At 71.9% G+C, this 26,807-nt stretch carries 23 protein-coding genes, 1 tRNA gene and 2 pseudogenes; 7 read left to right on the top strand and 19 right to left on the bottom strand.

Translation table 11 applies throughout. The features are described 5' to 3' along the window. Window positions 1-109 precede the first annotated feature (109 nt). Window positions 110-724: an ANTAR domain-containing response regulator gene (locus A4U64_RS10070; RefSeq protein WP_006941125.1), complete on the bottom strand. Its 615-nt coding sequence runs from the start codon at window positions 722-724 to the stop codon at window positions 110-112. 110 nt (window positions 725-834) lie between these two features. Between A4U64_RS10070 and A4U64_RS10065 the strand changes: the two genes are divergently transcribed. After that, window positions 835-908: transfer RNA gene (locus A4U64_RS10065), tRNA-Leu, on the top strand. A gap of 202 nt (window positions 909-1,110) precedes the next feature. Beyond that, window positions 1,111-1,893 (top strand): hypothetical protein, encoded by a 783-nt coding sequence (locus A4U64_RS10060; protein WP_029544013.1) that lies wholly within the window; start codon window positions 1,111-1,113, stop codon window positions 1,891-1,893. Window positions 1,894-1,897: 4 nt separating this feature from the next. On the opposite strand, the gene A4U64_RS10055 is transcribed toward A4U64_RS10060, so the two are convergent. Continuing rightward, window positions 1,898-2,218 carry a hypothetical protein gene (locus A4U64_RS10055; protein ID WP_065922516.1) on the bottom strand — a complete coding sequence of 107 codons (321 nt, stop codon included), beginning with the start codon at window positions 2,216-2,218 and terminating at the stop codon, window positions 1,898-1,900. A 52-nt stretch (window positions 2,219-2,270) separates the two neighbouring features. On the opposite strand from A4U64_RS10055, the gene A4U64_RS29055 reads away from it, so the two are divergent. Then, window positions 2,271-2,402, top strand: coding sequence for a hypothetical protein (locus A4U64_RS29055; protein WP_256997108.1), 132 nt, complete (start codon window positions 2,271-2,273; stop codon window positions 2,400-2,402). 14 nt (window positions 2,403-2,416) lie between these two features. Here the strand turns inward: A4U64_RS29055 and A4U64_RS10050 are convergent, their stop codons facing one another. From A4U64_RS10050 to acsA, 10 genes and pseudogenes are all read right to left on the bottom strand, one after another. Next, window positions 2,417-2,800, bottom strand: coding sequence for a hypothetical protein (locus tag A4U64_RS10050; RefSeq protein ID WP_084648622.1), 384 nt, complete (start codon window positions 2,798-2,800; stop codon window positions 2,417-2,419). 139 nt (window positions 2,801-2,939) lie between these two features. Next, the gene (locus A4U64_RS10045; RefSeq protein ID WP_232334184.1) at window positions 2,940-7,481 is read right to left on the bottom strand and encodes a cation-translocating P-type ATPase; all 4,542 of its coding nucleotides are present in this window, start codon (window positions 7,479-7,481) and stop codon (window positions 2,940-2,942) included. Window positions 7,482-7,658: 177 nt separating this feature from the next. Beyond that, window positions 7,659-9,446: an ABC transporter ATP-binding protein/permease gene (locus A4U64_RS10040; protein WP_050035320.1), complete on the bottom strand. Its 1,788-nt coding sequence runs from the start codon at window positions 9,444-9,446 to the stop codon at window positions 7,659-7,661. 409 nt (window positions 9,447-9,855) lie between these two features. Beyond that, complete coding sequence (locus A4U64_RS10035; protein WP_037200930.1) at window positions 9,856-10,296, bottom strand: DUF4383 domain-containing protein; 441 nt, start codon at window positions 10,294-10,296, stop codon at window positions 9,856-9,858. A 168-nt stretch (window positions 10,297-10,464) separates the two neighbouring features. Continuing rightward, window positions 10,465-11,226 carry a GAF and ANTAR domain-containing protein gene (locus A4U64_RS10030; RefSeq protein WP_065923456.1) on the bottom strand — a complete coding sequence of 254 codons (762 nt, stop codon included), beginning with the start codon at window positions 11,224-11,226 and terminating at the stop codon, window positions 10,465-10,467. A gap of 97 nt (window positions 11,227-11,323) precedes the next feature. Then, on the bottom strand, window positions 11,324-11,602 hold the full coding sequence (locus A4U64_RS10025) for an acyl carrier protein (RefSeq protein WP_006946663.1): 279 nt from the start codon (window positions 11,600-11,602) through the stop codon (window positions 11,324-11,326). 9 nt (window positions 11,603-11,611) lie between these two features. Then, window positions 11,612-12,821 (bottom strand): annotated as a pseudogene (locus tag A4U64_RS10020) (dihydrolipoamide acetyltransferase family protein). Window positions 12,822-12,830: 9 nt separating this feature from the next. Next, entirely contained in the window at window positions 12,831-13,805 is a 975-nt protein-coding gene (locus tag A4U64_RS10015) for an alpha-ketoacid dehydrogenase subunit beta (RefSeq protein ID WP_029544022.1), read from the bottom strand. Further along, complete coding sequence (pdhA, locus tag A4U64_RS10010) at window positions 13,802-14,737, bottom strand: pyruvate dehydrogenase (acetyl-transferring) E1 component subunit alpha (RefSeq protein WP_373566482.1); 936 nt, start codon at window positions 14,735-14,737, stop codon at window positions 13,802-13,804. Before pdhA ends, A4U64_RS10015 begins: the two co-directional genes overlap by 4 nt. An 80-nt stretch (window positions 14,738-14,817) precedes the next feature. Next, window positions 14,818-16,655, bottom strand: a pseudogene (gene acsA / locus A4U64_RS10005) (acetate--CoA ligase). Window positions 16,656-17,140: 485 nt separating this feature from the next. Between acsA and A4U64_RS10000 the strand changes: the two are divergent. Continuing rightward, window positions 17,141-17,623 carry an adenosine-specific kinase gene (locus tag A4U64_RS10000; protein WP_029544028.1) on the top strand — a complete coding sequence of 161 codons (483 nt, stop codon included), beginning with the start codon at window positions 17,141-17,143 and terminating at the stop codon, window positions 17,621-17,623. 139 nt (window positions 17,624-17,762) lie between these two features. Here the strand turns inward: A4U64_RS10000 and A4U64_RS09995 are convergent, their stop codons facing one another. Together A4U64_RS09995 and A4U64_RS09990 are read right to left on the bottom strand one after the other, a co-directional pair. Continuing rightward, window positions 17,763-18,422, bottom strand: a complete 660-nt coding sequence (locus A4U64_RS09995; protein ID WP_065922515.1) for a uridine kinase — start codon at window positions 18,420-18,422, stop codon at window positions 17,763-17,765. A 65-nt stretch (window positions 18,423-18,487) separates the two neighbouring features. Beyond that, entirely contained in the window at window positions 18,488-19,441 is a 954-nt protein-coding gene (locus A4U64_RS09990) for an NAD(P)-dependent alcohol dehydrogenase (protein WP_065922514.1), read from the bottom strand. 80 nt (window positions 19,442-19,521) lie between these two features. On the opposite strand from A4U64_RS09990, the gene A4U64_RS09985 reads away from it, so the two are divergent. Continuing rightward, window positions 19,522-20,172 carry a TetR/AcrR family transcriptional regulator gene (locus tag A4U64_RS09985; protein ID WP_029544034.1) on the top strand — a complete coding sequence of 217 codons (651 nt, stop codon included), beginning with the start codon at window positions 19,522-19,524 and terminating at the stop codon, window positions 20,170-20,172. Between the two features lie 117 nt (window positions 20,173-20,289). Here the strand turns inward: A4U64_RS09985 and A4U64_RS09980 are convergent, their stop codons facing one another. Together A4U64_RS09980 and pyk are read right to left on the bottom strand one after the other, a co-directional pair. Beyond that, complete coding sequence (locus A4U64_RS09980; protein ID WP_029544036.1) at window positions 20,290-21,162, bottom strand: acyl-CoA thioesterase II; 873 nt, start codon at window positions 21,160-21,162, stop codon at window positions 20,290-20,292. Next, window positions 21,159-22,580 carry a pyruvate kinase gene (gene pyk, locus A4U64_RS09975; protein ID WP_006947055.1) on the bottom strand — a complete coding sequence of 474 codons (1,422 nt, stop codon included), beginning with the start codon at window positions 22,578-22,580 and terminating at the stop codon, window positions 21,159-21,161. The genes A4U64_RS09980 and pyk overlap by 4 nt, the downstream gene beginning before the upstream one ends. Window positions 22,581-23,056: 476 nt before the next feature. Here pyk and A4U64_RS09970 point away from each other — a divergent pair, with 476 nt between their 5' ends. Continuing rightward, window positions 23,057-23,479, top strand: a complete 423-nt coding sequence (locus A4U64_RS09970; protein WP_006947052.1) for a MerR family transcriptional regulator — start codon at window positions 23,057-23,059, stop codon at window positions 23,477-23,479. A 119-nt stretch (window positions 23,480-23,598) separates the two neighbouring features. Here A4U64_RS09970 and A4U64_RS09965 read toward each other — a convergent pair whose 3' ends face one another. Continuing rightward, window positions 23,599-24,138 carry a Dps family protein gene (locus A4U64_RS09965; protein ID WP_006947051.1) on the bottom strand — a complete coding sequence of 180 codons (540 nt, stop codon included), beginning with the start codon at window positions 24,136-24,138 and terminating at the stop codon, window positions 23,599-23,601. A 425-nt stretch (window positions 24,139-24,563) separates the two neighbouring features. Between A4U64_RS09965 and A4U64_RS09960 the strand changes: the two genes are divergently transcribed. Then, window positions 24,564-26,006: an alpha,alpha-trehalose-phosphate synthase (UDP-forming) gene (locus A4U64_RS09960; protein ID WP_029544039.1), complete on the top strand. Its 1,443-nt coding sequence runs from the start codon at window positions 24,564-24,566 to the stop codon at window positions 26,004-26,006. A gap of 146 nt (window positions 26,007-26,152) precedes the next feature. Here A4U64_RS09960 and A4U64_RS28500 read toward each other — a convergent pair whose 3' ends face one another. Beyond that, the gene (locus A4U64_RS28500) at window positions 26,153-26,302 is read right to left on the bottom strand and encodes a hypothetical protein (protein WP_164528073.1); all 150 of its coding nucleotides are present in this window, start codon (window positions 26,300-26,302) and stop codon (window positions 26,153-26,155) included. 28 nt (window positions 26,303-26,330) lie between these two features. Next, the gene (locus tag A4U64_RS09955; protein WP_006947046.1) at window positions 26,331-26,792 is read right to left on the bottom strand and encodes an SRPBCC family protein; all 462 of its coding nucleotides are present in this window, start codon (window positions 26,790-26,792) and stop codon (window positions 26,331-26,333) included. Window positions 26,793-26,807 lie beyond the last annotated feature (15 nt).

Genomic DNA, 26,807 nt, shown 5'->3' with positions numbered 1-26,807 from the left:
CGGGACGTGGCCAGAAACCTATCCGTCCCGCGCCGTCCGTGAACCCGGGCGAAATCCTTGTGACGCGACCGTTATCGAAGAATTAACGCCGGTGTGACGGGGAGCTCCGTCATCCCGCCGCGGCACCACCCAGCGTCTCGATGACCACCTCGGCGACGTGCTTCATCGTGGTGCGCCGATCCATTGCCGCCCGCTGGATCCAGCGGAACGCCTCCGGCTCCGTCATCGCATGCTTGTCCATGAGCAGGCCCTTGGCTCGGTCGACGAGCTTGCGGGTCTCGAACCGCTCGGTCAGCCCCGCCACCTCGCGCTCGAGTTCACGGATCTCCGCGAACCGGCTCGCCGCCACTTCGATGGCCGGAACGAGATCGGACTTGGAGAACGGCTTGACGAGATACGCCATGGCGCCGGCGTCCCGGGCACGTTCGACAAGCTCGCGCTGACTGAACGCCGTGAGGATGACCACAGGCGCGATGCGGCGGGCGGCGATCTCCGAGGCGGCGTCGATGCCGTCGCGCCGGGGCATCTTCACGTCCATGATGACCAGGTCGGGCTTCAGCTCCTCCGCCAGCTCGACCGCCCGCTGCCCGTCGCCGGCCTCACCGACGACCTCGTAGCCTTCCTCGCGGAGCATCTCCACCAGATCGAGCCTGATCAGCGCCTCGTCCTCGGCCACTACGACGCGCCGCGGCTGAGCGGGATTCTCGTGCGGGGCGGCTGTCATCGTCGGCCATCTCCTGTCGCTCGGGCGGCCCCCGCGGAGGGGGTGGAACGTTAGAAGGGTACCGGTGGTCGACGGCAGTTACCGATCTTCTACAGTGGTCTCCGCACGACGCCCCCGTATCCCAATTGGCAGAGGAAACGGATTCAAAACCCGTACAGTGTCAGTTCGAGTCTGACCGGGGGCACCCACAGTGCGCCGCCTCATCGGAGCGGCGCCCCGAGCGACCCGCGGGTCCCCGCCCCGTCGCCCTCTCGACCGGTGCGCCGCGCCGACGTCCGGGAACGCTGGTAAGGTGCCGATTTCGGTTGCGCCGGCCGGTGTTCCGGTCGGGACCACCGCCGACCGTTCCCGGGCCCTGCGGAACGCGGATCGAGATCGGAGAAGGCATGGGACGCGCCCTTCCCGTCGTGGCGGCCTGCGCGGCTGCGCTGCTCGCCCCGGCTCCGGGTGCGGCCGCGCACGTGCCGGACGATCGGATCGTGCTGCGCCCGGGCGACGGCATCACCTTCACCGCCGCCGATCCCGCGCCGGGTTGGTGCTCGGTCGCCGCGGTCGGCCACGACCGCGCAGGGCGGCTCGTCGCCATCACCGCCGGCCACTGCCGGCAGACCGGCTCGGCGGCCGTGTGGAAGGCCGGCGAGCAGAGCCGCGGGCCTGTCGGCACCGAGACCTCCGTCCACAGCCCCGGGTCGGTGGACTGGCTCGGAATACCGACCGACGCGGTGCCGGACTATGCGGTGCTCCAGCTCGACGAGACGAGGGTACGCGGCTCGAACACCTCGGCGCCGGACGCCGACGGCGAGGTCGTGGTGCTCGAGTCGATCGGCTCGCTGCCGGACGGCGACCAGGACATCGGCAGGCACTGCGCGGCCGGGCACACGACCGGGATCGCGTGCGGGCCCGCCCCGCTCGTCGACACGCTGGACGTCGCGGGCACCCGCGACGTGCTGGTGAACCCGAACTCGGTCAACTCGTGGCTCGTGATGCAGCAGGGCGACTCCGGCGGCCCGCTGGCCCGCACCGACACCCACGAGTGGCTCGGCCTCGCGGTCGGATACCGGCCGAACGACGTGCGCTTCGCGGTGTACCAGCGGGCCGACCGGATCATCGAGGACCTGGACGCCCGGGGCGGGATCGGCGCGGGATTCACGCTCGTGTGCACCCCGTGACGAGTCAGGTCGTCGCCTCCGCGGACGTCGTCGCCGTGCCTGCGCCGGCGGCGGTCGGCGTCCCGGGGCGGTGCGTCGCGGCCGCGGCACCGCGGTGGTTGTGCTCGGTGACCACTACCTGGCCCGCGGCGATGGCCACCGCCACCGGCCACTCGATCAGATCCAGCGCCACCAGCGCCGCCAGCCCGGCGAAGTAGGCGAGCTGGTCGGGCCGTGGGATCCCGACTCGGCCGACGAGGGGCAGGTGCACGGCGAAGCGTTCGGCGTCGCGGGCGAGCCGCGCCATCGTTCGGTGGGATTCCCAGAAGGACTGTTCGTCGGCCATTCTTTCCTCGCTCGTCAACTTCGGTTCACCTGACGTCCCTACCGTCGGGGGCATGTCGAACCCGATGGCCGCCGTGGGCCCGGATGCGGTGGTCGGCGCCGTGGTCCGGCTGCTCACTCCCCCGCTGTGCGAGCTGTACGCCGTGTTGATGCGCGCCGGCGTGGTGGTCGTGGTCGACGACTGACACCACCGGCCGAACTAGCTCGTCGCCACGGGGGGAGTCTTCCGTGCCGGCTGCGCCGTCGGTGCGGGTGCGGTGACCGCCCCGGGGGCGGCGGCGGTCGCGCCGGGACGCGCCGGGCCGGGGCGGGGCGCGAGGAGCCGGACGGCGAGCGCGCCTCCGCCGACGGCGACGACGACCGGCCATTCCACGAGCCCGGTGAGCCCGAGCGCCGCGAGGGTCAGCGCCGCCGCCGGGGTGGAGCCGGAGCCGCTGCTCACACCGGAGCGGGCGCCGTCGAGCGCACCGCGCACGCTGCCGACGAGCCCGCCGACAGCGGCGCCGCCGACGGCTCCCGCGGCGCTGGTGGTGGCGTACGCGGTGCGGGTGACCAGGTGGCCGGTGGTGTCCAGTAGCTGCATGGCACGTCCCTGCTCTGCTTTCGGTCGCCAGCGTGCGCGGGGTCTCGGCGGGACGGTGGCGCGGGGGTCTGCGGCGAGCTCGGCGCCTCGAGGAGCCGTCGTTCCCGGGGCACGGCGGCCGTGACGGTCGGACTCGCCCCTACTGTAGTCCCGATGTCGGCGAGAGCCGAGCGGTCGGCGCCGACGTTTTCCCGGAAGCGCCACCGGCATCCCGGGACTCGAGCACCGATGTCACCACCTCCCCGATCGCCGGCAGCCGGAGCGCGGCGGTCGGTGCGACGGCGGCGGCCACGGTGGCCGCCGCAGCGCACCCGAGTGCCTGCGTCCATCCGACCGGACCGACCGGCACGCAGCCCAGCAGCCCGCTGACCCCCGGCGTGCTGATCAGTGCGGCCATGGCGGCGAGCGAGCCGAGGACGGTGGCGACGACGAGGGGGCTGCGGGACTCGAGCAGTGTCTGCCCGAGCTGAGCGCCGACGAGCGCGACGAGCGCCACGGTCGACGCGCGCGGGTTCGAGCCCGTGACCCTGGCCATCGCCCACGCCGCGGTGGCCGCGGCCGCGGTCGTGGCGCCGCGGGCGGCCATGGCGTGCAGCAGCACCGACTCGTCGGGCCGGGGCGCGGGGCCGGAGCCGTCGGTGCGGGGGGTGCTGACGGCGAGGGCCGCCGCGGGCAGCGCGTCGGTGAGCATGTTCACCAGCAGCAGCTGGCGGGCATTGAGCGGCGAGCGGCCGGTGATCAGGCTACCGAGCAGCGCGAAGGCGACTTCGCCCGCGTTGCCGCCGAGCAGGACCGACACGGCGGCCTGGACCCGCTGCCACAGCACGCGGCCCTCGTCGAGCGCGTCGAGCAGGCCCGCGACGCGGCCCTCGAGCAGCACGACGTCGGCCGCGCCGCGCGCGGGGTCGCTGCCGCGGGAGGCCACGCCGATGCCGACGCTCGCGGCCCGGATCGCGGCGGCGTCGTTGGCGCCGTCACCGACCATGGCGCACACGTGTCCGGTGTGCTCGAGGGCCTGTACGATCTGCACCTTGTGCTCGGGGGACATCCGGGCGAAGACGAGGCGCTCCTCCACGGCTCGTTCCCGTTCGGTGTGCGAGAGTCCGTCCCATTCGGCACCGCTGAGCACCTGATCCGTCGTGACGGGCAGGCCCAGTTCGCCGGCGATCGCGACGGCGGTCACCGGATGGTCGCCGGTGACGAGCCGGACGGCGACGCCCTGCTCGAGCAGCGCGGGCAGCAGTCCGGCCGCGTCGGCCCGCGGTGTGTCGGACAGCCCGATGAGGCCGACGTGCCGCAGCCCGTTTCCGGACAGCTCCGCGAGGGCGTCGGGATCGTCTGCCGCCCCAGCGGTTTCGGCATCGGTCAGGTCGCGCTGTCCCACGGCGATGACCCGCAGTCCGTCGGCGGCCAGGGCGTGCACCCGCTCGCGGACGTCGGGATGGTCGTCGCCGTAGGCGCCGAGCATCATCTCCGGCGCACCCTTGACCGCGAGGCGGTTTCCGGCGATCGCAGCCGCGTAGGCCCGGCCGGACCGGAACGGCAGGTGGGCCGTCCGTTCGGCGGCCCGGTCCGCGACGGCGGCGGCGTGCGCGGACTCGACGATCGCGACGTCGGTGGCGTGCTCGGGTGGTCCCCCGTTTGCCGGAATGCCGGTGCGGGCGGCGCAGGCCAGCACGTCCTCCCGGGTGAAGCCGGGGGCGGGTTCGACCGCCGCGACCCGCAGGCGGTTCTCGCTGAGTGTGCCCGTCTTGTCGAAGCAGACGACGTCGACCCGGCTGAGGGCCTCGATCGAGCGGGGCGCCCGCACGAGGGTCGAGCGCTTGGTGAGCCGGCGGGCGGACGCGACCTGCGCGAGGGTGGCCACGAGCGTCAGCCCTTCCGGCACGGCCGCGACGGTGACCGCGACCCCGCTGGTCACCGCCGCGCGGACCCCGGTGCCGCGGAGCAGGCCCAGCGCGGCGACGAGGACGCCGCCGCCGAGGCTGACGGGCAGCGCCCGGCGGGTGAGGGTGCTCAGCCGTGCCTGCAGGCCCACCTCCCGGACCCGCGCGGGCGCCATCGCGGTGGCGCGACGGGTCTCGGTGGCCCCGCCCACCGCCGTCACGACCGTCACCGCGGTGCCGGTGAGCACGGTGGTGCCCGCGTAGAGCATGCAGGCGCGTTCGGCCAGCGGGGCCCCCGGCGTCGAGTCGCTCTGCTTGACGACCGGGAGCGACTCCCCGGTCAGTGCCGACTCGTCGACCTCGACCCCGTCGGCGTGGAGGATGCGCCCGTCCGCGGGCACGACCTCGCCGGGACGGACCTCGACGACGTGCCCGGGACGCAGCCGGGCCGCGGGGACTCCGACGTATCGCCTGCCGCCGCGTGGTCCGGCGACGCGGCGCGCGGGCGGATCCTGCACCGCCAGAAGCCTTTTCAGAAGTCGCTCGGCACGCAGGCGCTGGGCGGCCGAGATCGCGGCGTTGAGCAGCAACACCGATCCCACGAGCACGGCGTCGAGCGGCGAACCGAGCACCGCACTCGCCGCGGAACCGGTGGCGAGGACGGGGGTCAGCGGGTCGGACAGCTCGGTGCGTACCGCACGGGTGAAGTCGACGGCGGAGCCGACCGGGCGGGTGCCGACCCGCCGCACCACCCGCACCGCCCGCGTGCGGGTCCGCACCCGCCAGCCGGAATCCTCCGCGGGCAAGAACAACTCGTCCGGCGACGGCGCGGGGAGGAGCGCGCACACCTCGGCCACCGACAGCGCATGCCAGTCGTGGGCCGAACGCGGTGGCGGCAGCGGCGCGGCGAGCGCGGTGCGGGCCGCCGACGTTCCGGCCCACAGCCCGGCCGCGGCACCGGCGGTGACCGATTCCGGACCGGTGCCCGGCACACCGGGCAACATGAGCAGCGCTCCGAGGGCGGAGGCGTCGCGGGCGATCTCCACGCCGCGCCGGCTCGCGGTCCGGGCGGCCGGGAGCGCGTGCAGGATCCGCCACGCACCGGTGAGGTCGCGGACCATCAGGTCCGCCGGCCAGGGCGGCCGGCTGCCATCGCGCAGGACACCGATGCCCACGTCGGCCAGGGCGAGGGCCTGCGCCGCCTCGGCGGTGAGGACCACGACGGTGCCGCCGCCGCGCTGCAACCTCTCGACGATGCCGAGCAGTGCGGCGTCCATCGACTCGACGAGAGGTTCGAGGCGATCGAATCCGTTCCGCAGGGAGCCCGCCCCCTCGTCCTCGACGGAGACCACGACGATCCCGGCGCGCCGGGCGGCGGCGAGCACGGCGGACGCGTAGCGGTCGTGGACGGGACCGATCAGCACCCGCGCGTCGGCGGGAAGGTGCCCGGGCACGTCCGGCACGGCGGAGACGGGGTGCCAGCCGGGGGTGAGGACGCCGCGTTCGACCGCCGTCCGCGCCCGGTCCCACACCACGCTGCGGTCGCGGTCGGGCACGCCGTTCAGGCGCGTCACCGCGAGCCCGGGGGTGTACAGGGCGCGGGGGTCGACGACGATCGCGTCGACCCGGTCGAGGCGGCGCAGCACGGCCGGTCGCAGGGTCAGCACGCCGCGGGCGGCGAGCCCGCGCGCGAGGGTGGCGGCGAAGGATTCCCGCGCGGTGCGGGTGGCCTTGGGGACGGCGACGAGCGCCGCGGAACCGGCGGTGGTGGGTCGGCCGGTCAGGAGCCCGGCCGCCGCCGCGCCGGCGAGGCCGGCCCAGCCGGCACGGTCGGTGTAGCGCTCGACCGGACCGGCCGGGGGTTCGGTGGGACGGACCGGCCGGCGCGGGCAGCGGGCCGTGGCCGCGTGGGGGGCGAGGTCCGGTTCGAAGTCGCGCCAGGCGCGCCGCATCGCCAATGTCTCGCCCACGAGGACGGTCCGGGTGGCGGCCTCGACGGCGGAGGAGGCAGGCGAGAGGGTCAGGGTGTGCAGCACGGAGGTCCCGGCGGCCAGCAGCAGGTCGGCCCTGCCGGGGCCGAGCGCGGACTCGACGAGAGCGCGGATCCGCGGGTGGTAGTCCGACACCAGGACCGGAGCGGCTGCGCCGCCGTGCAGGCGCGGCAGGCGCAGGTAGCGCCCCGCCGCGGTCAGCGCCAGTCCGGTGCCGGCGGTCGCCGCGGACACGCCCCGCCGGACGAGCAGGACGTCGTCGCCCGGCAGCTCGTGCGGAACACCGCGGGGTGCGGTTGCGGCGCCCTCCGCTTCGGCGTGTTCGACGAGGCGCCGGAGCGTGCCGGCCGTCGGTCCGGCCGGGTCCGTGGACACCACGAGACGGCACCAGGGGCGGTGCAGTTCGGCTGTGGCCACGCCCGGTGTGTCCCGGATCGCGGCGAGCACCCGGTCGCCGAGCGCCTCCCCGTCCGGGCCGTCGAGGCCGCGGACCTCGATCCACGTTCGGGCACCGTTCGCTGCGCAGCGCCGGGCGGGGCGGCCGCCGGCCGCCTCCCGGGCGACGTCCGCGACGAGCTGGACAACGGCCGCGGGGGCGGGGGCCGCGGCGGCGGTGACGGGTGCGCGCAGCAGGGCCGCCCCCACGCCGGCCGCCGTGGCGGCGCCGACGATCGCGGTGTCGAGGGCGACGCCGGCACCGGCGGCCGCCACCCGCACGCCGGCCCGCAGGGCGGATCCGGGAAGGGCCACGAGGGTGGCGACCGAACCGCGCGGACGCCGCCGGTAGGAAGTGCTGTGGTGCATGGTGTCCTCCTCGGCTGCCGCACGAGCATCCCGGCTCGGGACCGGACACCGGGTGCCGACGCTCGGACATGCCCGCCGGCAGTCGCCGGCATCGAGGTCACCGCGCTTTCAGCGTAGTTCCGCCGTCGGGCGGTGGACACGTCTCGGGGTGATTCGCCCGGTGACCTCGCGTGGAGCTCAGCGGACGCTCTCGGTGACCGTCCAGCGACCCTCCCCCTGCAGTTCGAGCACCCGATCGTGGAAGCTGTCGAGGGTGCTGCGGTGCCCGACGCTGACGAGGACGCTGTCCGGCAGCGCCTCGCGCACGGTGCGATAGAGCGCGTGCTCGAGTCCCTCGTCGACGGCGGCGGTGGCCTCGTCGAGGAACACGGTCCGCGGCCGGGCCAGCAGCACCCGCGCGAACCCGAGGCGCTGCTGCTCCCCGGGGGACAACACGCGCGCCCAGTCGGTGTCGTCGTCGAGGCGTTCCCTCAGGTGCCCGAGGTGCACGCGTTCGAGCACCTCGCCGAGTTCCGCGTCGTCCCGTACGGGCGGACGAGGATACGACAGCGCTTCGCGCAGCGTCCCGAGCGGCACATACGGGTCCTGGGACAGGAACAGCGCGTCGCCGTCCGGGCGCGCGATCCGACCGTGGGCGTACGGCCAGAGCCCGGCGAGGGAGCGCAGCAGCGTCGTCTTGCCGCTGCCGGACGCGCCGCGGACGAGCAGCGCCTCGCCGGGGGACACGTGGATGTCGAGGCCGGTCACGAGCGGCCGGCCGGCCGGGGTCCGCACGTCGAGACCGCGCAGGTCGAGGGTGTCACCCTGCTCGGTCGCGACGAGGACGGGCAGCTTCGCGGACTGGTCGGTGGCGTCGACCAGGCCGTTGAGACGGATGGTGGTCGCCCGGAACGCGGCGAAGTCGTCGTAGGACTCGCGGAAGAAGGACAGCGATTCGTGGACCTGACCGAAGGCGTTGCCGGTCTGCATCACGTCACCGAGGGTGACCTGACCGGCGAACAGCCGCGGCCCCTGGATGAGAAACGGGAAGATCACCGCGATCTGGTTGACGGTCAGGTTGAAGCCGTCGAACTTCAGGATCCGGAACACGATGCGCCACCAGTTGCGGATCACCGCGGCGAATCGGCCCAGCAGGCCACCCCGCTCGACGTTCTCGCCGCGGTAGAAGGCGATGTTCTCGCCGTACTCGCGGACGCGGACCAGGGCGTAGCGGTAGGTGGCGCCGAGCTTCTCGTTGAGGAAGTTCAGCCGGATCAGCGGCCGGCCGATCCAGAACGCCACCGCGGTGGTGACCAGCACGTAGATGTAGACCAGGAACACCATTCCGCGGGGGATCTCGGTGCCGAACACGGTGATCGGGCCCGACAGGTCCCACAGGATGCCGGTGAAGCTGACGATGGACAGCACCGCGGTGACCGCCCCCATCGACAGGACGCGGGTGGTGGTGACGAAATCGGTGACGTCGACCTGGATGCGCTGGTCGGGGTTGTCCACCGGCTTGTCCACGAACCGGTCCCGGTAGAACGCCCCGGTGTCGAGCCAGGTGTCGACGAGCCGGTTGTTCAACTGGGTGCGCCAGTGGATGTCGAGGGTCTGACCGAGCAGGTACGCGACCAGGCTGCGCGCCACGTGGATGGTGGCGAGCACGGCGAAGACCCGCATGAACCGCCAGAACGCGGCCTCGTCGAGGTCCTGGATCGCGGTGTAGAAGTCGTTGTACCAGTACGAGAACAGCACGTTCATCCGCACCGCGAAGACGGTGAACAGCAGAACCAGGGCCACGAGTCCGAGCGGGCCGAGGCCCCGACGCGGATCGAAGTAGGGCCACGCGATGCGCCACCACTGCCGTCCCCAGTGGGTCGTTCGCGCGAGCAGCGCCACCACGACGACGAACACCACCGTTGTGATCACATACGCCTTCAGCGTCCACCAGACGCTGTCGACGAGCACACTTCCCCATTCCATCCGTCGCCGCTCCCGTCTCCCGCGCGATCGCGCGGTCCATGCGAGAGATTGTGGACCCCGCCCCGGGGTGCGCGACGCCGATTCCGCGACCGATCGTGGGGCTGCCCCCGCGGCGGAGCCGGTGGCCGGCGCGCGCCGGGCACCGGACCGCTGCTTCGTCACGGGTTCTGCGGGTATCCGACGGTCATGGAGGTTCTGGGCATTCTCATTCTCGTCGGGGTGGTCGTCTACGTGGTGGTCCAGCGTCGCAGGAGCGGGCCACGGAGGTGACCACGGCTCGGCCGGGCTCGCCGTGCGGTCGAGCCCGGCTGGGCCGTGCCCGCAGGACGGAACGATCCGCGGGTGCACACGAACGTCGCCGGTCCTCGCTCCTGGCGGCGAGGACCGGCGACGGGTCGGTGGGTGGCTGTCAGCGGGTGCCGGGCACGGTGCGGTGCGTCGTGGTCCGGCGGGTGAGCAGGAAGCCGAGGGCGATCATGGCGGCCCCGAGCACGAAGTGCAGCCAGTCGTCGGCGGAGTTGACCGGCACGAAGTTCGCCGAGCTGTCCTTGTCGATCACCAGTCCGTAGAGCCACAGCACCAGGTAGATGATGCCGCCGCCGATGAGGTAGGACCGAGCGGCACCGACCGTGCGGGCCATCGCGACGCCTGCCACACCGAAGAGCAGATGCACGATGTTGTGGAGGATGGAGACCTCGAAGATCCCGAGCAGCAGCGCCCCGGACTCGTGCCCGGCGAACGTCATGGTGTCGTAGTTGGTCGTGATTCCGGGAACGAACCCGAGAATGCCGACGAGGAGGAACACCACACCGACAGCGAGGGCGGCTGTCTGCACCGGTGTCCGGGTCATAGTTCGTCCTGCGTGCTCGGCCATGGCCGGCTCCTTTCGTTCGAACAGGTGACCGGAGCGGAGTGGCTGCGGCTGCCGGAGAGATACCTCCGTGGGCGTTCGTGAAACCTTGCCCGCGAGGATTTTCGTGGGACGGCGACGGGCCGTGCGTGCTGCCGATAGGAACGGTCACCGGTCCCGGGTCATCGGCCCCGGCCGCGGGTCGGTTCCGGCGGGGGTGAGCTGGGCGACCAGTCGGGCAGCGACGTCGCGCAGCTTGACGTTCTCGTGCTGGGACTGGCGCACCAGCACGGCGAAGGCCTCCTCGGCGGTCAGACCGCGCGCGGCCATGACGATCCCGACGGCGTGGTCGATGGTCGGACGCGAGCGCAGGGCCCGATCGAGTTGCGTGATCTCCGCCCGGGCCCGGGCACAGCGACGGGCCTGCCGCAGTGCGGTCTCCACGGCCGTCGTGAACACCTCCACCAGCGTCTCGTCCAGAGAATCGAACCCGTGGTCGTGTTCGCTGTAGAGGTTGAACGATCCGGCCGTCTCGTCGTCGATCCGCAGCGGCGCGGCCAGCGAACTCGCCGTCCCGAACCGTTCCGCGCGCTCGGCGAACGCCGGCCAGCGTCGCCGCATCTCGGCGCGGTCCGCGCGCACCACCTGGCCGGTCCGCACGGCGTCGAGGCCCGGGCCGGCGCCGGCGAGGTACTGGGCGTGGTCGAGTTCGTAGAGCAGCGGATTGCTGCAGGCCTCCGTCTCGGGGCGGCCGCCCCGCAGGACCGTCACCCCCGCCATGCCGGTCTCGGGCACGATCTTCACGACGTTGCCGACGAGCAGGTGCAGCAGCTCGGGCAACTCGTCGCCCTCGTCGAGCGCGGCGGACAGCCTGCGCAGCGCCACGACGATCTCCCCGACTCGTCCACACAGTGGATCGTTCCCGGCCATGTCCCCGTCCACGACTGCATCCCCGTCGGTCGTTCTTCTCACAGAATGCACCCGGTGAGACCGGCCGGGCACAGTTCTCGGGTCATCTGGTGCGGCCTCACCGCCCGAGGCGCTGCGCCAGGTATCCGACCAGGCCGTCGAGGGTGCTCAGGTGCGCGTAGTCCGCCTCGGGGATGTCCACCCCGAGCGACGAACGCAGTCCGATCAGCACGTTCAGCCAGTCCATCGAGTCGAGGTCGACCTGCTGGCGCAGCGGCCGGTCCCCCGCCAGTTCGATGTCCTCGATCTCGGGGGCGACGTCGGCGATCGCGGCGACGACGGCGGCGCGGATGTCGGCACGGGCGGTCTCGCCGGTATTGGTCTCGTCGGTGGTCACGATCTCACCTCACAGTCGTTCCGGGTGCTGGAGCAGTTCAGCGATCTCGGCCAGGAACAGGGCGCCACGCCGGCCGTCGCTGACCCGGTGGTCCGCGGCGAGGGTCGCGGTGACCACCGGGACGGGCCGCACCGCGTCGCCGTCGACCCACGGGCGCCGGGTCGGCTTGCCGAAACCGACCAGTGCGACCTGCGGCGGGTAGATCACCCCGTACACCGAGTCCACGCTTTCCTCCCCCAGGTTGGTCACGGTGACGGTGGGGTCGGACATCTCCGAGCTGCGCAGCGAGCCCGCCCGGGCGCGCTTGACGAGGTCGGCGAGGGCCGCCATGAGCTCGGGCAGGGCGAGGTCGGCGACGTCGTGGATCGCCGGGGCGATCAGCCCGCCCTGGCGCAGGGAGACCGCCACCCCCACGTGCGCGGCCGGGGCCGGGTGGAACTCGCCGTCGGTCCAGAATCCGCTCATTTCGGGGTACCGGCGGGTGGCCAGGGCGACCGCCTTGAGCAGCAGCGCCGCAAGCAGGACGCGCTCGGTGACCGGGCGTTGCGCGTTGTACTCGGTGAGCCAGTCGAGGGCCCGCGCGAGCGGGATCTGTTCCGACAGGTAGTAGTGCGGAATCTCCCGCTTGGAACGTCCCATCGCGGACGCGATGGCGCGGCGCATCTCGGCGGCCTTGTCGATCGGGGCCCTGGCCGGTGCCGCCGCGGCGGCAGCTCGTGCCGGCGCCGGCGCGGCGCCCGCACGAGCCGCCGCCCGATCGACGTCCTCGATCGTCACCGACTCCCAGGGTCCGGTGCCGGTCACGGTGTCGAGGTCCACGCCCAGCTGCCGGGCCTGCCGGCGGGCGGCCGGCGAGACCCGCCGCCCGCGCGGCCGGGGCGGCCGGAGCGGGCGCCGGCGGCGCCTCGGTGACGGGGGCGGCGCCGCCGGCCGCGGCGACGGGGGCCACCACCGGGGCCTCGGCGACGGGCGGAGCGTCCTCCCCGGGCTCGAGCAGGGTTGCCATCACCGCGCCGACCGGCAGCGTGACACCCGGTTCCGCGACCAACCGGTGGACGACCCCGTCCCGCCAGATCTCGACCTCCACCTCGGCCTTGGCGGTGTCCACCGAGGCGATCACCTGGCCGCGCTCGACCGTGTCCCCGGGCGCGACGCGCCATTCGGTCAGGGTGCCCTCGTCCATGTCGGCGCCGAGGGACGGCAGGGTGAACTCGAACACGTCGCCTCCTCAGCTCTCGCCCATCAGGGCCTGCACGGCGGCGACGATCTTCTCCGGCTGGGGAATCGCCGCCTGCTCCAGGTGCCGGGCGTAGGGCACCGGCACCTCCTCGCTGCACACCCGCGCCACGGGTGCGTCGAGGTCGTAGAACGCCTCCTCGGCGATCCGGGCGGTCACCTCCGCGGAGAGGCCGACGCTGCGCCAGCCCTCGTCGACGACCACCACCCGGTGGGTGCGACGGACGGAGTCCACGACGGTGGCCGTGTCCAGCGGGCGCAGCACCCGCAGGTCGACGACCTCGGCCTCGATTCCGCTGCCCGCCAGGGTTTCCGCCGCGACGAGGGACTTGCCGACGGTGCCGCCGTAGGCGACGAGGGTCACGTCGCCGCCCGGCCGGAGCACCCGCGCGCTGTCGATGTCGACCGGTTCGTCGGGGTCGATGTCGGCGGTGGTGTTGTAGAGCAGTGCGTGCTCGAACACGACGACCGGGTCCGGATCCGCGAGAGCGGGGGCGAGCATGCCGCGGGCGTCCCGCACGGTCGCCGGGGCCAGCACCCGGATGCCGGGGATGTGCGCGTACCACGCCTCGAGGCTGTGCGAATGCTGCGCGGCCAGCTGCCGCCCGGCGCCGGTGGCCATGCGGATCACGATCGGCACGGAGAACTGGCCGCCGGACATGTGGCGCAGTGCGGCGGCGGTGTTCACGATCTGATCGAGGGCCAGCAGGCTGAAGTTGACGGTCATGATCTCGACGATCGGCCGCATCCCGCCGAGCGCCGCACCGATGCCCGCACCGACGAAGCCCAGCTCGGACAGCGGGGTGTCGCGGATGCGTTCGGGTCCGAACTCGTCGAGCAGGCCCTTGGTCACGGCGTACGTGCCGCCGTATCGCCCGATGTCCTCGCCCATGAGGAACACCCGCGGATCGGTGCTCAGGGCGTCGTGCAGCGCGGCGCGCAGGGCCTCGCGGTAGCTGAGTTTCACGGTGCCTCCCCGGCCGGTGTGGTCACGTCGCGGAGCAGGTCGGACTCCGGCTCCCAGGTGCCGGCCTCGGCGAAGGCGACGGCGTCGTCGACCTCGGCCACGGCCTGGGCGTCGAGCTGCCGGAACTGTTCCTCGGTGAGCAGAGTCAGCGCCTTCAGCCGCGCCGAGAACGTGTGGATGGGGCCGCGTTCCTTCCACCGTTCGACCTCGGCCTTGTCGCGGTAGAGCTCGGGGTCGAACATCGAGTGGGCACGGAATCGGTAGGTCTGGAACTCGAGGAACATCGGTCCGCCCGTGCTGCGGACGTGGGAGACCCCGGCCCGGGCCGTCTCGTGGACGGCGAGCACGTCCATCCCGTCCGTCCGGAGTGTGGGCACCCCGAACGCGGCGGCCTTGGCGCACAGGTCGGTCTGCGACTCGGACCGGGCCAGGGCGGTGCCCATGGCGTACAGGTTGTTCTCGCAGCAGAACAGCACCGGCAGCTGCCACAGGGCCGCGAGGTTGAGCGCCTCGTGGAACGCGCCCTCGGCCATCGCCCCCTCACCGAAGAAGCACGCGGTGACCCGCGGGATCTTCTGCATCTTGTCGGCCAGCGCGAGGCCCACCGCCAGCGGCAGGCCCCCGCCGACGATCGCGTTGCCGCCGTAGAAGCGGGTCGCGGCGTCGAACAGGTGCATCGAGCCGCCGCGCCCGCGGGAGCAGCCTTCCTGCTTGCCGAACATCTCCGCCATGATCGCGTTCATGGACAGCCCGTGGATCAGGGCGTGCCCGTGCTCACGGTAGGTGCCCACGACCGTGTCGCCCGGGTCGAGCGCGTGCAGCGCGCCGACCGCCACGGCCTCCTCCCCCACGTACAGGTGCAGGAATCCGCGGATCTTGCCGGCGCCGTAGAGTTCGGCGGCCTTCTCCTCCATCCGGCGGATGCGCAGCATGTCGGCCAGCAGCGCGAGCGCGAAGTCGCGGTCGTAGGGGAATCCGGCGGCGCCCCCGCCGGCCTGCTCGGTGTCGCTGGTCATCCGGCCACCTCCGGGGTCTCGAGCGTCGACGTGTCGCCTTCCGCGAGGCCGAGTTCGCGGGCCTTGAGCAGCCGGCGCAGGGTCTTGCCGCTGCGGGTGTGCGGCAGCGAGTCGACGAACGTGAGTTCCTTGGGGGCGACGGCCGCACCGAGCCGGACGCGGGCGTGCCCGATCAGCTTGCGGCGCAACGCGTCGTCGGGTTCGACGCCGCGCTCGAGGACGACGAACGCCTTCACCCGTTCGCCGAGGATCTCGTCCGGCACACCGATCACGGCGGCTTCGAGGACGGCCGGGTGTTCGGCGAGCGCGCTCTCGACCTCGAACGGTCCGATGAGATGGCCGGCGGACTTGATCACGTCGTCGGCGCGGCCGACGAACCAGAAGTATCCGTCGGCGTCGCGGCGCGCGAGGTCCCCGGTGAGGTAGAGATCGCCGGCGAAGCACTTGCGGTAGCGCTCGTCCTGGTTCAGGTAGCCACGGAACATCGACGGCCAGCCCGCCCGCAGCGCCAGTTCACCCTCGGTGTCGGCGGCGGTGACCTCGTGCACCGTGCCGTCCTCGTCGCGGCGGACGATCCGGGCGTCGACGCCGGGCAGGGGCCGGCCCATCGATCCGGGCTTGATGTCGAACGCCGGCGTGTTGGCGATCATGATGCCGCCGGTCTCGGTCTGCCACCAGTTGTCGTGGATGGGCAGCCCCAGCACCTCGGTGCCCCACCACACGGCGTCGGGTGCCAACGGCTCGCCGACGCTGGCGACGAACCGCAGGTTCGGGAACCGGTAGCGTCCCGCGACCTCGGGTCCGGCGCGCATGAGCATCCGGATGGCGGTGGGGGCGGTGTACCACACGCTGATCTGCTGGTCCTGCAGGATCCGGTACCACCGTTCGGCGTCGAACTCGGCTTCGTCGACGATCGAGGTGACGCCGTGCAGCAGCGGCGCGACGATGCCGTACGACGTGCCCGTCACCCAGCCGGGATCGGCGGTGCACCAGTAGATGTCGTCGGGATGCAGGTCGAGGGCGTAGCGGCCGGTGGCGTAGTGGGTGACGACGGCGCCGTGCACGTGCAGCGCCCCCTTGGGGGTGCCGGTGGTGCCGCTCGTGAAGTGCAGCAACGACGGGTCGCCGGCGGTGGTGGGTGTGGGATCGGCGGCCGGCTCGGCGGCGTCGAGCAGGGCCCGTAGGTCGAGGGTGCCGGGAACGTCGGTGGCGGCGGCTTCGTCGTCGCCGACGAGCAGCACGTGCTCGAGGGTCGGCACCCGGTCGCGCACCCCCGCGACGCGCCGGTGGTACAGCGCCTCCGTGGTCACCAATACCTGTGCGGAGCCGAGTTCGAGGCGGGTGAGCAGGGGTTCGGGACCGAAGGCCGAGAACAGCGGGGTGACGACCGTGCCGTTGCGCAGGGCACCGAGGACGGCGATGTACAGCTCGGGGATCCGGCCGGAGAACACGAACAGCCGGTCGCCCTTGCCGATTCCGAGGTCGCGCAGGACGCGGGTGAAGCGGCGGACGCGGTCTGCGAGGTCGCCGTACGACAACTCCGTGACGTCGATACGGCCCGTCGCGTCACCGGCACCGAGGAACCGGAGGGCGGGACGGTCCCGCAGCGGGCCGTCGGCGTGCCGGTCGACCGCCGACCAGGCGATGTTGCACCCCCCGCCCGGGGGCCCGGCACCTGCGCCGCCGCCTCGTCCCACGTGAACCGGGCACAGGTGGCCTCGTAGTCCGACAGGTTCGGCGGGACCCGCAGGTCGTCGGCCGTCTTGCGGATCACCGCGTCGCTGCTGGTCGTCACGGCCGCTCCCTCCGGTGCAGATCGCGTCGAGCCGATCATGCGCCGCCCGGAACGGCCGGCATAGGGGCATTGGTCCCTCGGGCATCCGCCGCACGGGCGTGCGGGTGCTGCCGCGGACCCGCACGGACACGACGGGGAGCCCTCCGGGCCTTCGACCGTCCCGCGTTGCCGGCGCGCGCAGCGGTGCATGCCGGTGTGACTCACGGTGACGGCGATCCTGCCGAGGACCCCGTCGACGCAGGCTTCGGCTTCGGGCAGCCCCACCAGCCGAAGCCCGCGCCGGCGTCGGTCGCTGACGCGGTGCGGGACCGGCTGGGCGAGAACACCATCCGGGATGTTGCGTGCCGAGAACCCGAGCCGGTCCGATCCCGGATCCGGCCCTGCCAGCGCCGCACCCCAGCCGGGTTCGGCAGATCCGCTCCGGTCCTCTCCCGTTCTCCCGTCGTTGCCCCCGGGTTGCCCAGCGGGGCAGACTGTCTGTCGACGCTGGCCTGCCGAGCCGCAGGGCATCCGAGGAGGCGATCGTGGAGCTGCACATCGTGGCGATCGACAAGCCCGACGACATGAACGTCGTCGTCGGGCAGGCCCACTTCATCAAGACCGTCGAGGACCTGCACGAAGCACTGGCCGGGGTGAGTCCCCACCTCCGGTTCGGAGTCGCGTTCTGCGAAGCCTCCGGACCTCGCCTCGTGCGCTTCTCGGGCAACGACGACCGGCTCGTCGAATTGGCCAGGCGCAACGCCCTGGCGGTCGGCGCAGGCCACTCGTTCTTCGTGTTCGTGGAGGACGGCTATCCGGTGAACATCCTGAACACGCTGAAGCAGGTACCGGAGGTATGCGGCATCTTCTGCGCCACGGCCAACGCCGTCGAGATCATCGTGGCCGAGACGGAGCTCGGCCGAGGCATTGCCGGGGTGATCGACGGGAACCCACCCCTCGGCGTGGAGACGAGCGCCGACGTCGCCGACCGCAAGGCACTGCTGCGCACGATCGGTTACAAGCTGTGACCGCCCGTGCGCCCCATGACGCGCACAGGGCCCCCGGGGGGAGGATGTAGCGCTCGTTGACCGGTCGAGGCTCGACGTCGGGGCCCGGTGTGCGTGCGATCGCCCGCCGCCCGGGATCGGGACCCACCCGCCGACCGGCTCATTGCCGCTGACCGGATCGCCGGTCCCCGTTCCCGGACCGGATCGCACCGGCGGCGTGCATCGCCGGGCGATCCGGATGGTCGTACCGCACGACGATGTCGGCCTCCGCGGCCGCGGCGGCGTCGTGCTCGAGCAGCGGCGGGATCGTCCAGCAGTCCTCGTCGGGCGTCAGCCGGCCCAACGCGGCCCGCGACATCGCCAGGTGCACCGCGACGTCGAAGGCGAGTCCGCGACCGAGCAACATCGGGCCGGCGACCACGAGCACCTGACCGTCGGGAGCGTCCACCCGGCGGGCACGAGCCGACCGGTCCCCCGCCTCGTCCCACAACCGCGGCAGCCATCGCTTCTTTTCGTGAAGTCCCCGAACGACTTCGCGGTCGAGCGCGCCGTAGTCGAACCAGTTCGTCCGGTAGCTCTCGTAATCGGTGCGTCCGTGCTCGAAACGGAGCGAGGCCGGGCGCACGAAGTCGTGGAGCGACAGCACTGCCGCCGGCCGGCCCTCGACGCGCAGGCGCGCGGCGACCTCCTCCGCAAGGTTCAGCGGTGCGGCCGCGTCGGCGGCAGAGATCCCGACGCACACCCGTCGGCGGTGCCCGGCTGCGCGTTCGGCGATGACGCCGGCCAGGTCGGCCGGGTTGATCGGGGTGAACATCGTCATCGGCCCAGTTTCCGCCATCGCAGGGCCACCCGCTCGACAGAATCCTCGGCTTCGGCGTGGTGCCGTCACCCCGCGGGCCGGACGATGATGTTGCCGACCTTGTGGCCGGAGTCCACTCGCGTGTGGGCCGATACGATCTGGTCGAGACCACCGATGTCGTCGGTGACGGCGACGAGCCGACCGGCGGCCGACAACTCCAGGAGGAACTCGACGTCCTCGGGTCGCTCGGGCGCAGCACCCGTCTTGACATCGACGCCGGGGCGCATGGTCTCCCACAGGTTTGCCACCGCAAGCAACAGAACGCCCCCGTCGGTGAGGAGCTTCCGTCCGGACGAGGGGGTGAGGTTGCCGACAGTGTCGAGTACGACGTCGAAGCGGTCGGTCAGGTCGGACACATCGGTGACCGTGTAGTCGATGACCTTGTCGGCGCCGAGGTCGGAGACGAGGCCGAGGTTGGCGGTGCTGGTGACGGCCGTGACGGTGGCGCCGAAATGCTTGGCCAGCTGAACGGCGTTGGTTCCGATCGCGCCCGACGCCCCGTTCACGAGCACAGAATCGCCGCGTCCCGGTGAGGCCTTGTCTCGCAGGAAGTGCAACGCGGTGGTCCCGCCGAAGAGCAGCGCCGCCGCATCCGGGTGAGTGACCGCTGCCGGTTTGCGAACCACCCGCTCCGCCGGGACCGTGACGTATTCCGCGTGCGCCCCCATTGCGAGTCCGGTCATGCCGCACACTTCGTCGCCACGGGTGTACCCGCCGGCCCTCGCGCCGACCGACTCGACGACACCGGAGAAGGTGCCGCCCAGGATCTTTCGCCTGGGCCGGAACACGCCGAACATCAGCCGGGCGAACGGGCCGAATCCGCGGGGGAAGCGGGCCGCGCGGATCCGCGAGTCCGCGGCCGTCACGGCCGCGGCGACGACGCGGACGAGGACTTCCGTGTCCCGGGGGACCGGAATGGGCACCTCCGCGACGCGGACGACGTGCGGTGGCCCGTACCTGTCGACGATTGCGGCCTTCATGAGCCCTCCCTTACGGATGTAAGTCTTGTCCGGGAAGACTAGGCTTACGCCTGTAAGTACGCAAGAGTCGTGAGGGAGACATGAACGAACGGCCGGGGCTGAGCCGCATCGGGATCATCGAGGCCGCGGTTCGCGTAGCCGACCGCGGCGGCCTCACCGCGGTGAGCATGCGCAACGTCGGCAAGGAACTCGGCGTGGAGGCAATGTCTCTCTACCACCACGTCGCCAACAAGGACGATCTGCTCGATGGGCTCGCGGACTGGATCTTCGCGGGAATCGTGCTGCCCGGACCGGGCGAACCGTGGCGGCCTGCGATGTTGCACCGGGCGACCTCGGCGCGGAACGTGCTCGCCCGGCATCCCTGGGCGCTGACCTTGATCGAGTCCCGCCGTTCGCCCGGTCCGTCACTCTTGCGGCACCACGACGCCGTGCTCGGTTGCCTGCGCACGAACGGCTTCCCGGTTGCCCTTGCGTCCCACGCCTTCTCGGTGATCGACGCATACGTGTACGGCTTCGTGCTCACCGAACTGAAACTGCCCTTCGCGTCGGCGGACGGCGCCGAGGAGTTCGCCTCGGAGATCGACGTGCCGGCCGACGCCTACCCCTACCTGGCGGAAATGGTCGGCGAACTGGTGATCGGAAAGGACTACTCGTTCGCGGACGAGTTCGACTACGGACTGGGGCTGATCCTCGACGAACTCGACCGCCGCCGTCGCCGGGTGGAGGAATGAGAAGCGCCCCACGCGGGACGAGGGACTGCGCGGCAGGCGGCGGACCGGGCGGTGACGGCGAGGGCGCGTGTGTCCGCGCCCCCGCGGCCGGCGGGGGCGCGGACACGGTCGCCCACGTCAGCCGCGGCGCGGGAAATGACGGATCAGTCCCTCCTGCACGACCGTCGCCACGAGTTCCCCCTCGAGGGTGAAGTAGCGGCCCGTCGCCAGCCCGCGCGATCCCGCCGCGACCGGGGACTCGGTGGCGTACAGAATCCACTCGTCGAACCGGACCGGCCGGTGGAACCACATGGAGTGGTTGACGGTGGCGGCGACGATCCGGTCCAGCCCCCAGGACAGCCCGTGGGTGGTGAGGATCGAGTCGAGCACGGTGGTATCGGAGCTGTAGGCCAGGGTGGCGGCGTGCAGGAGCGCATCCTCGGGCAGCGCGCCGTCGGCGCGCATCCACACCCGGTTGTGCGAGAGACGTTCCCCGGTGCCCTTGAGGATCCAGGCGGGGTCGTTGGCGTACCGCATGTCGATCGGCTTGAGGGCGTTGACGAAGTGCGGCAGGTGATCCTCGAACCCGGACAGGTGGTCCCCGAGCGGCGGCAGCACATCGGGGTAGGGCACCTCGGGAACGCTCACCGCATGTTCGAGCCCTTTGCCCCACCGCTGGAAGGCGGCGAGCATGACGAACAGCTCCTGGCCGTTCTGGGAGGCGGTGACCATGCGGTTCGCGAAATCCCGGCCGTCGCGGTGCCGGACCACCCGGTACTCGATCGGCGCCTTGACGTCGCCGCCGCGGATGAAGTGGGCGTTGAGCGCGTGCACCGGCCGGTCCCCGACCGTGCGGCCGGCCGCGATCAGGGCCTGAGCGACGAGCTGGCCGCCGAAGGTGCGGCTGCCCACCTGGATCGGGTGCTCACCCCGGTAGAGGTCCTCGTCGACCTGCTCGAGATCGAGCAGGTCGACGAGGACCTCGAGATCGGTCGCGGTGCGACGGCTCAATGGGTGTCCTTCTCCCCGATCCGGTGCACGTGGATCAGGTTGGTCGACCCGGAGCGGCCGGGCGGGGACCCGGCCACGATGACCACGAGGTCGCCGCGCTGGTACCGGCCGAGCGAGAGCAGCGCCGCGTCGACCTGCTGCACCATCACGTCGGTCGTGTCGACCGGCTCGACGGAGAAGGTCTCGGTGCCCCATGTCAGCGCCAGCTGGCTGCGGATGTGCGGGACCGGGGTGAACGCCAGCAGCGGCAGCCGGGTGTGCAGCCGCGCCAGGCGCCGCACCGTGTCGCCGGACTGGGTGAACGCCACCAGCGCCTTGGCGTCGAGCCGCTCGCCGATGTCGCGCGCCGCGTAGGAGATCACCCCGCGCTTGGTGCGCGGCACGTGGGTCAGCGCCGGCACCCGGGTGGGATCGGACTCCACGGCCGCGATGATGCGGGCCATCGTCCGCACCGTCTCGACCGGGTACTTGCCCACCGACGTCTCGCCGGAGAGCATCACCGCGTCCGCACCGTCGAGGACCGCGTTGGCGACGTCGGAGGCCTCGGCGCGGGTCGGCCGGGAGTTCTCGATCATCGACTCGAGCATCTGCGTGGCCACGATGACGGGCTTGGCGTTCTCGCGGGCGATCTGGATCGCCCGCTTCTGCACCAGCGGCACCTCCTCGAGCGGCATCTCGACGCCGAGGTCACCGCGGGCGACCATCACCGCATCGAACGCCAGCACGACCGCCTCGAGATTCTCGATGGCCTCGGGCTTCTCGAGCTTGGCGATCACCGGCACGCGGTGGCCCACCCGATCCATCACCTCGTGCACGAGCTCGATGTCGGCCGGGGAGCGCACGAACGACAAGGCGACGAAGTCCACGCCGAGCCGCATGGCGAACTCGAGATCCTCGATGTCCTTCTCCGACAGCGCCGGAACCGAGATGTTCATCCCCGGCAGGGACACGCCCTTGTTGTTGCTGACCGGCCCACCCTCGGTGACGCGGCAGACCACATCCCTGCCCTCGACGTGCTCGACGACCAGGCCGACCTTGCCGTCGTCGACGAGCAGGCGATCCCCCGGGCGCGCGTCGTCGGCGAGCTGCTTGTAGGTGGTCGAGACCCGGTCGTGGGTTCCCTCGACGTCGTCGACGGTGATCCGGACGATCTCGCCGGTATTCCACACCGTCGGCCCCTCGGCGAACCGGCCGAGGCGGATCTTCGGGCCCTGCAGGTCGGCGAGGATGCCGACGGCATGCCCGCTGGTATCGGAGGCCTCCCGCACGCGGCGGTAGTGGGCCTCGTGATCGGCGTGTTCGCCGTGGCTGAAGTTGAGGCGGGCCACGTCCATCCCGGCGTCGACGAGTTCCCTCAGGACCTCGGGGTCTGCCGTGGCCGGGCCCATGGTGCAAACGATCTTGGTGCGTCGGGTCACGCGGTCGAGCCTAGTACCCGTGCGGCGGTGGCGGAGCACAGCCGGTGCAGCGCCGACGCCGTGCCCGCTCGGCCGAGGGCCGACGTCCGGTTGCCCCGGGCATCGGTCCGGCCGTCCCCGTACCTCCGCCGGATGCGGCGCCCGATCTCGTCGGTGCCGGAGCGGCCCGCGGAACCCCCTGTGACGGAGACGGATCCGGCGGGGTGCGCCCGCGGCGCAGGACGGCACTCCCGTCCGGACGGCGGGGGCGGGGCACGGAAACGGCGCGGCATCGATCGCGGCCACCCCACGCGATGCATAAAATGTGTGTCATACAAGAGAGATATTCGTACCGGAGAGCCCGCTTCCCGGCGGTCCGGGTCCGCGCCGGCGTCGCCCGGGAATTGTCTCCGGCACGGAAGGTTTCCTGTGGCGATCGGGTAGATTCGGCACACCGGAGGCCATGGCAGCGAGGACACCGAACGAGGGAATCTGAAATGGAGAAAACGAGGAAGGAGCCGCTACCGCACTCCCGCCGCGGTGTCTACGGCATCTCGGTGGCCTCCGAGCTGTCCGGGGTCGATCCGCAGTCCATGCGCCTGTACGAACGCCGCGGACTGCTCAGCCCCGCGCGCACCGAAGGCGGCACCCGCCGCTACAGCGACGAGGACGTGGCGCGCCTGCGACGCATCGGCGAACTCCTCGCCGAGGGCATCAATCTGGCCGGCATCGCCCAGATCTTCCGCCTCGAGTCGAACCACGCCGAACTGGCGTCCCACAACGCACGTCTCGAATCCCACAATGCCCGGCTCGAATCGGACAAGGCTCGCCTGGAATCCGACAAGGCCCGGCTCGAGGATGCCAATGCGCGACTCGAGTCGGACAACGCGCGCCTGCGGGCGGACAACGGCAACAGCTGAGCGACCTCCAGCGGACACCCCCGGCCGCCGGACGGCGCGGGGTGTGCAATGCGCTGTCCGGCGACCGGTGATGTCTGCGCGCAGCGGCGGGCGAAGGACCCGGCCGGCGGCTCGCCCGCTCAGCGGGCTTCGTCCGCGGCCTGCCGTTCGGTGCGCGCGCCCTCGTGCGCGAGGGTTCCGGCCGAGTTCTCGAGATGTGCCCGGACGAACCACTGGAACTTCTCGAGGTCGCGCGTCTGCCCGATGAGCAGGTCCTCGGTGATCGGATCGATCTCCCCGACCTCCGAAATCGCCTTGCGGCAGTCCCCGATCACGCCGTCGTACACCAGGTCGAGGGCGGCGAGGTGGGCCTGGGCGGTGTCCCGCCCCACCGAGTAGTCGTCCCACGAGCGGTCCTTCTCGATCGCGCCCGCGGTCCCCTTCGGGGACGACCCGAGCGCGGCGATGCGTTCGGCGACGTCGTCGGCGAATCCGCGGACCGCGTCGACCTGCGGATCGATCATCTCGTGCACGCCGATGAAGTTCGGTCCCACGACGTTCCAGTGAACGTGCTTGAGGGTGAGGTGCAGGTCGTTGTAGGCGCTGAGCCGATTCTGCAGCACTTCGGCCACCCGGACGCCCTCGCTGTCGCTCAGGCCGGGGACGGTGAACTTCGCCATCTTCGATTCCTCCTACAGGCTCGTGTGTAGTACCTCCGCGGGCCGTCTCGCCGGCCCGCCGGTGTCGGCACGTAGGTGCCGGGCACCCCGCAGCCGGATTACCCCGGCACCCGGGCGCCGAAACCGCCGGCAAGCAAGCCCGTGCCACCCTCCGCGGGAAGGACATCGTCGATACCCTCCCCGTCGCACCGCACCGGGCCGGTGTTCCGCGGTAATTGCATCTTCCATTTGACAAAATTTCTATTGTGCGAGACAGATTATCTACCAGCGGGGTGCGGGGGCGTCGCTTCCCGGGATACCGAGCGCGGCGAAGTGCCTCCGCGCCCCGCCCCGAGTGATACACAAAAACTACTTGTCATAAGTACGAGTTCGACGGCAGTTGCCGGAGCGACCGGCCCCGGTGTCGAGCAAGGAGGCGCGACGCGATGACCGCAGCGGACCTGGTGGTGGTGGCCAATCGGCTCCCCGTGGACTACGACCCGTCGGCCGACGACGGGCGCGGCGGGTGGCGCCGCAGCCCGGGCGGGCTCGTCACCGCCCTGGAGCCGGTGCTGCGCGCCGCCGACGGCGCGTGGGTGGGCTGGCCCGGCGCCCCCGACGTCGCCTTCGATCCGTTCACCGAGGACGGCATCACGCTGCATCCGGTCTCCCTCACCGAAGGCGAGGTCGCCGGCTACTACGAGGGATTTTCCAACGCGACGCTGTGGCCGCTGTACCACGACGCGATCGTCGCTCCCGCCTACGACCGCACGTGGTGGCGGACATACGTCGCGGTCAACCGCCGCTTCGCCGAGGCCGCGGCCGACGCGGCCGCCCCGGGCGCGACGGTGTGGGTGCACGATTACCAGCTCCAGCTCGTGCCCAAGATGCTGCGCGACCTCCGGCCCGACCTGAAGATCGGCTTCTTCCTGCACATCCCCTTCCCGCCCACCGAGCTGTTCCTGCAACTGCCGTGGCGAACCGCCGTCGTGGAGGGCCTGCTCGGCGCCGACCTGGTGGGCTTCCACCTGCCCGGCGGCGCCCGCAACTTCCTGTTCCTGGCACAGCGGCTGCTCGGTCTGCACACGAGCGCGCACTCCGACCTGGACTCGTGCGTGGGCACCGTCGACGTCGGCGACCGGCGGGTGCAGGTCGGCGCCTTCCCCATCTCGATCGACTCGGCCCACTTCGCCGAACGCGTCCGGTCCCCCCACATCCGCGAGCGGGCCGCGCAGGTTCGCGAGGAACTCGGCAACCCCGAGACCCTGCTGCTGGGCGTGGACCGGCTCGACTACACCAAGGGCATCGACATTCGGCTCGAGGCGCTGCACGAGCTGCTCGACGAGGGCACCCTCGACCCCGAGAAGGTCGTCATGGTGCAGCTGGCCACCCCGAGTCGCGAGCGCGTGTCCGCCTACGCCCAGTTGCGCGAGGACATCGAGCGCAAGGTCGGCCACCTCAACGGCGAGTACGGGCAGCTGGGCCGGCCGGTGGTGCACTACCTGCACCGGCCCGTCGACCGAGACGAGCTCATGGCCCTGTACAGCGCGGCGGACGTCATGCTCGTCACACCCCTGCGCGACGGCATGAACCTCGTCGCCAAGGAGTACATCGCCTGCCGGACCGACGGCACCGGTGCCCTCGTCCTGAGCGAGTTCACCGGGGCGGCCAGCGAGCTGCGCCGCGCTCATCTGGTCAACCCGCACGATCTCGACGCCGTCAAACGCGCGATCGTCATCGCCGCCACCGAGGAACCGGCGACGGCGGCGCGCCGGATGCAGTCCCTGCGCACCCAGGTGCTCCACCACGACGTCGACCGGTGGGCCAACGCCTTCCTCACGGACCTGCGCGCGAGCGGATCCGGCGCCACCGCGGCCGCGAGCGCCTGAATCACAGCCGGGCGCGGGCTCGAAGCGGGGTCGGCGGCGCCGACGGAGGACGCCCTCGACCCCGGCATGCCGTGACCGTCGACAGCCCGTGCGACGGCGGAAGGGGCGATGCGGTTCGGCCGCATCGCCCCTTCCGGCCTCTGCGATCAGTCGTCGGTGGAGTTCTCGGCAGTGGGATTCTCGGCGATTTCCGGGGCGTGCTCCCGAGTCGCCATGCCGCCGTTCTTGCCCTCGTCCACCGGGCCGGGCCGGCCCCCCTTGGGCCGGTTGCCGTCGGTCGGCTTCTTCTCCGTCACGGGGTCTCCTTCGGTCGGAAGTCCACGGTCACGGGCCGGGACGATCGACCTCACCGCGCCATGCGCCGTCGGCGACGCCGCGTTCCTCGATGAACTGCTTGAAGTGCCGCATGTCGCTCTTCACGCGGCGATCGAGGAGGCCGAGCTTGTCGGCGACGTTCTCGAAGAAGCCCTCGGGGTCGATGTCCATCTGCGCGGTGACCCGCGTGGTGGTGTCGTCGAGCCGGTGGAAGGTGATCACGCCGGCGTGGTCCGGCCCGGCGTCGGACCTCCATGCGACGCGCTCGTCGGGATGCTGCTCGGTGATCGTGGCGTCGAACTCCTTCGTCCCGCCGGCGACCTTGACGACCCAGTGGGTGTGGGTGTCGTCGATCTGGCGGATCCGCTCGACGCCCTCCATGAAACGGGGGAACTCCTCGAACTGCGTCCACTGGTTGTAGGCCGTACGGATCGGGACATGGACGTCGACCGACTCGGTGATCGTGCTCATGACGCTCCTTTCCTG

It is taken from the genome of Rhodococcus sp. WB1 (genome assembly GCF_001700945.1).
GTDB classification, from domain to species: Bacteria; Actinomycetota; Actinomycetes; order Mycobacteriales; family Mycobacteriaceae; genus Rhodococcus; species Rhodococcus aetherivorans.
This window is presented reverse-complemented; position numbering and strand designations above follow the sequence as displayed.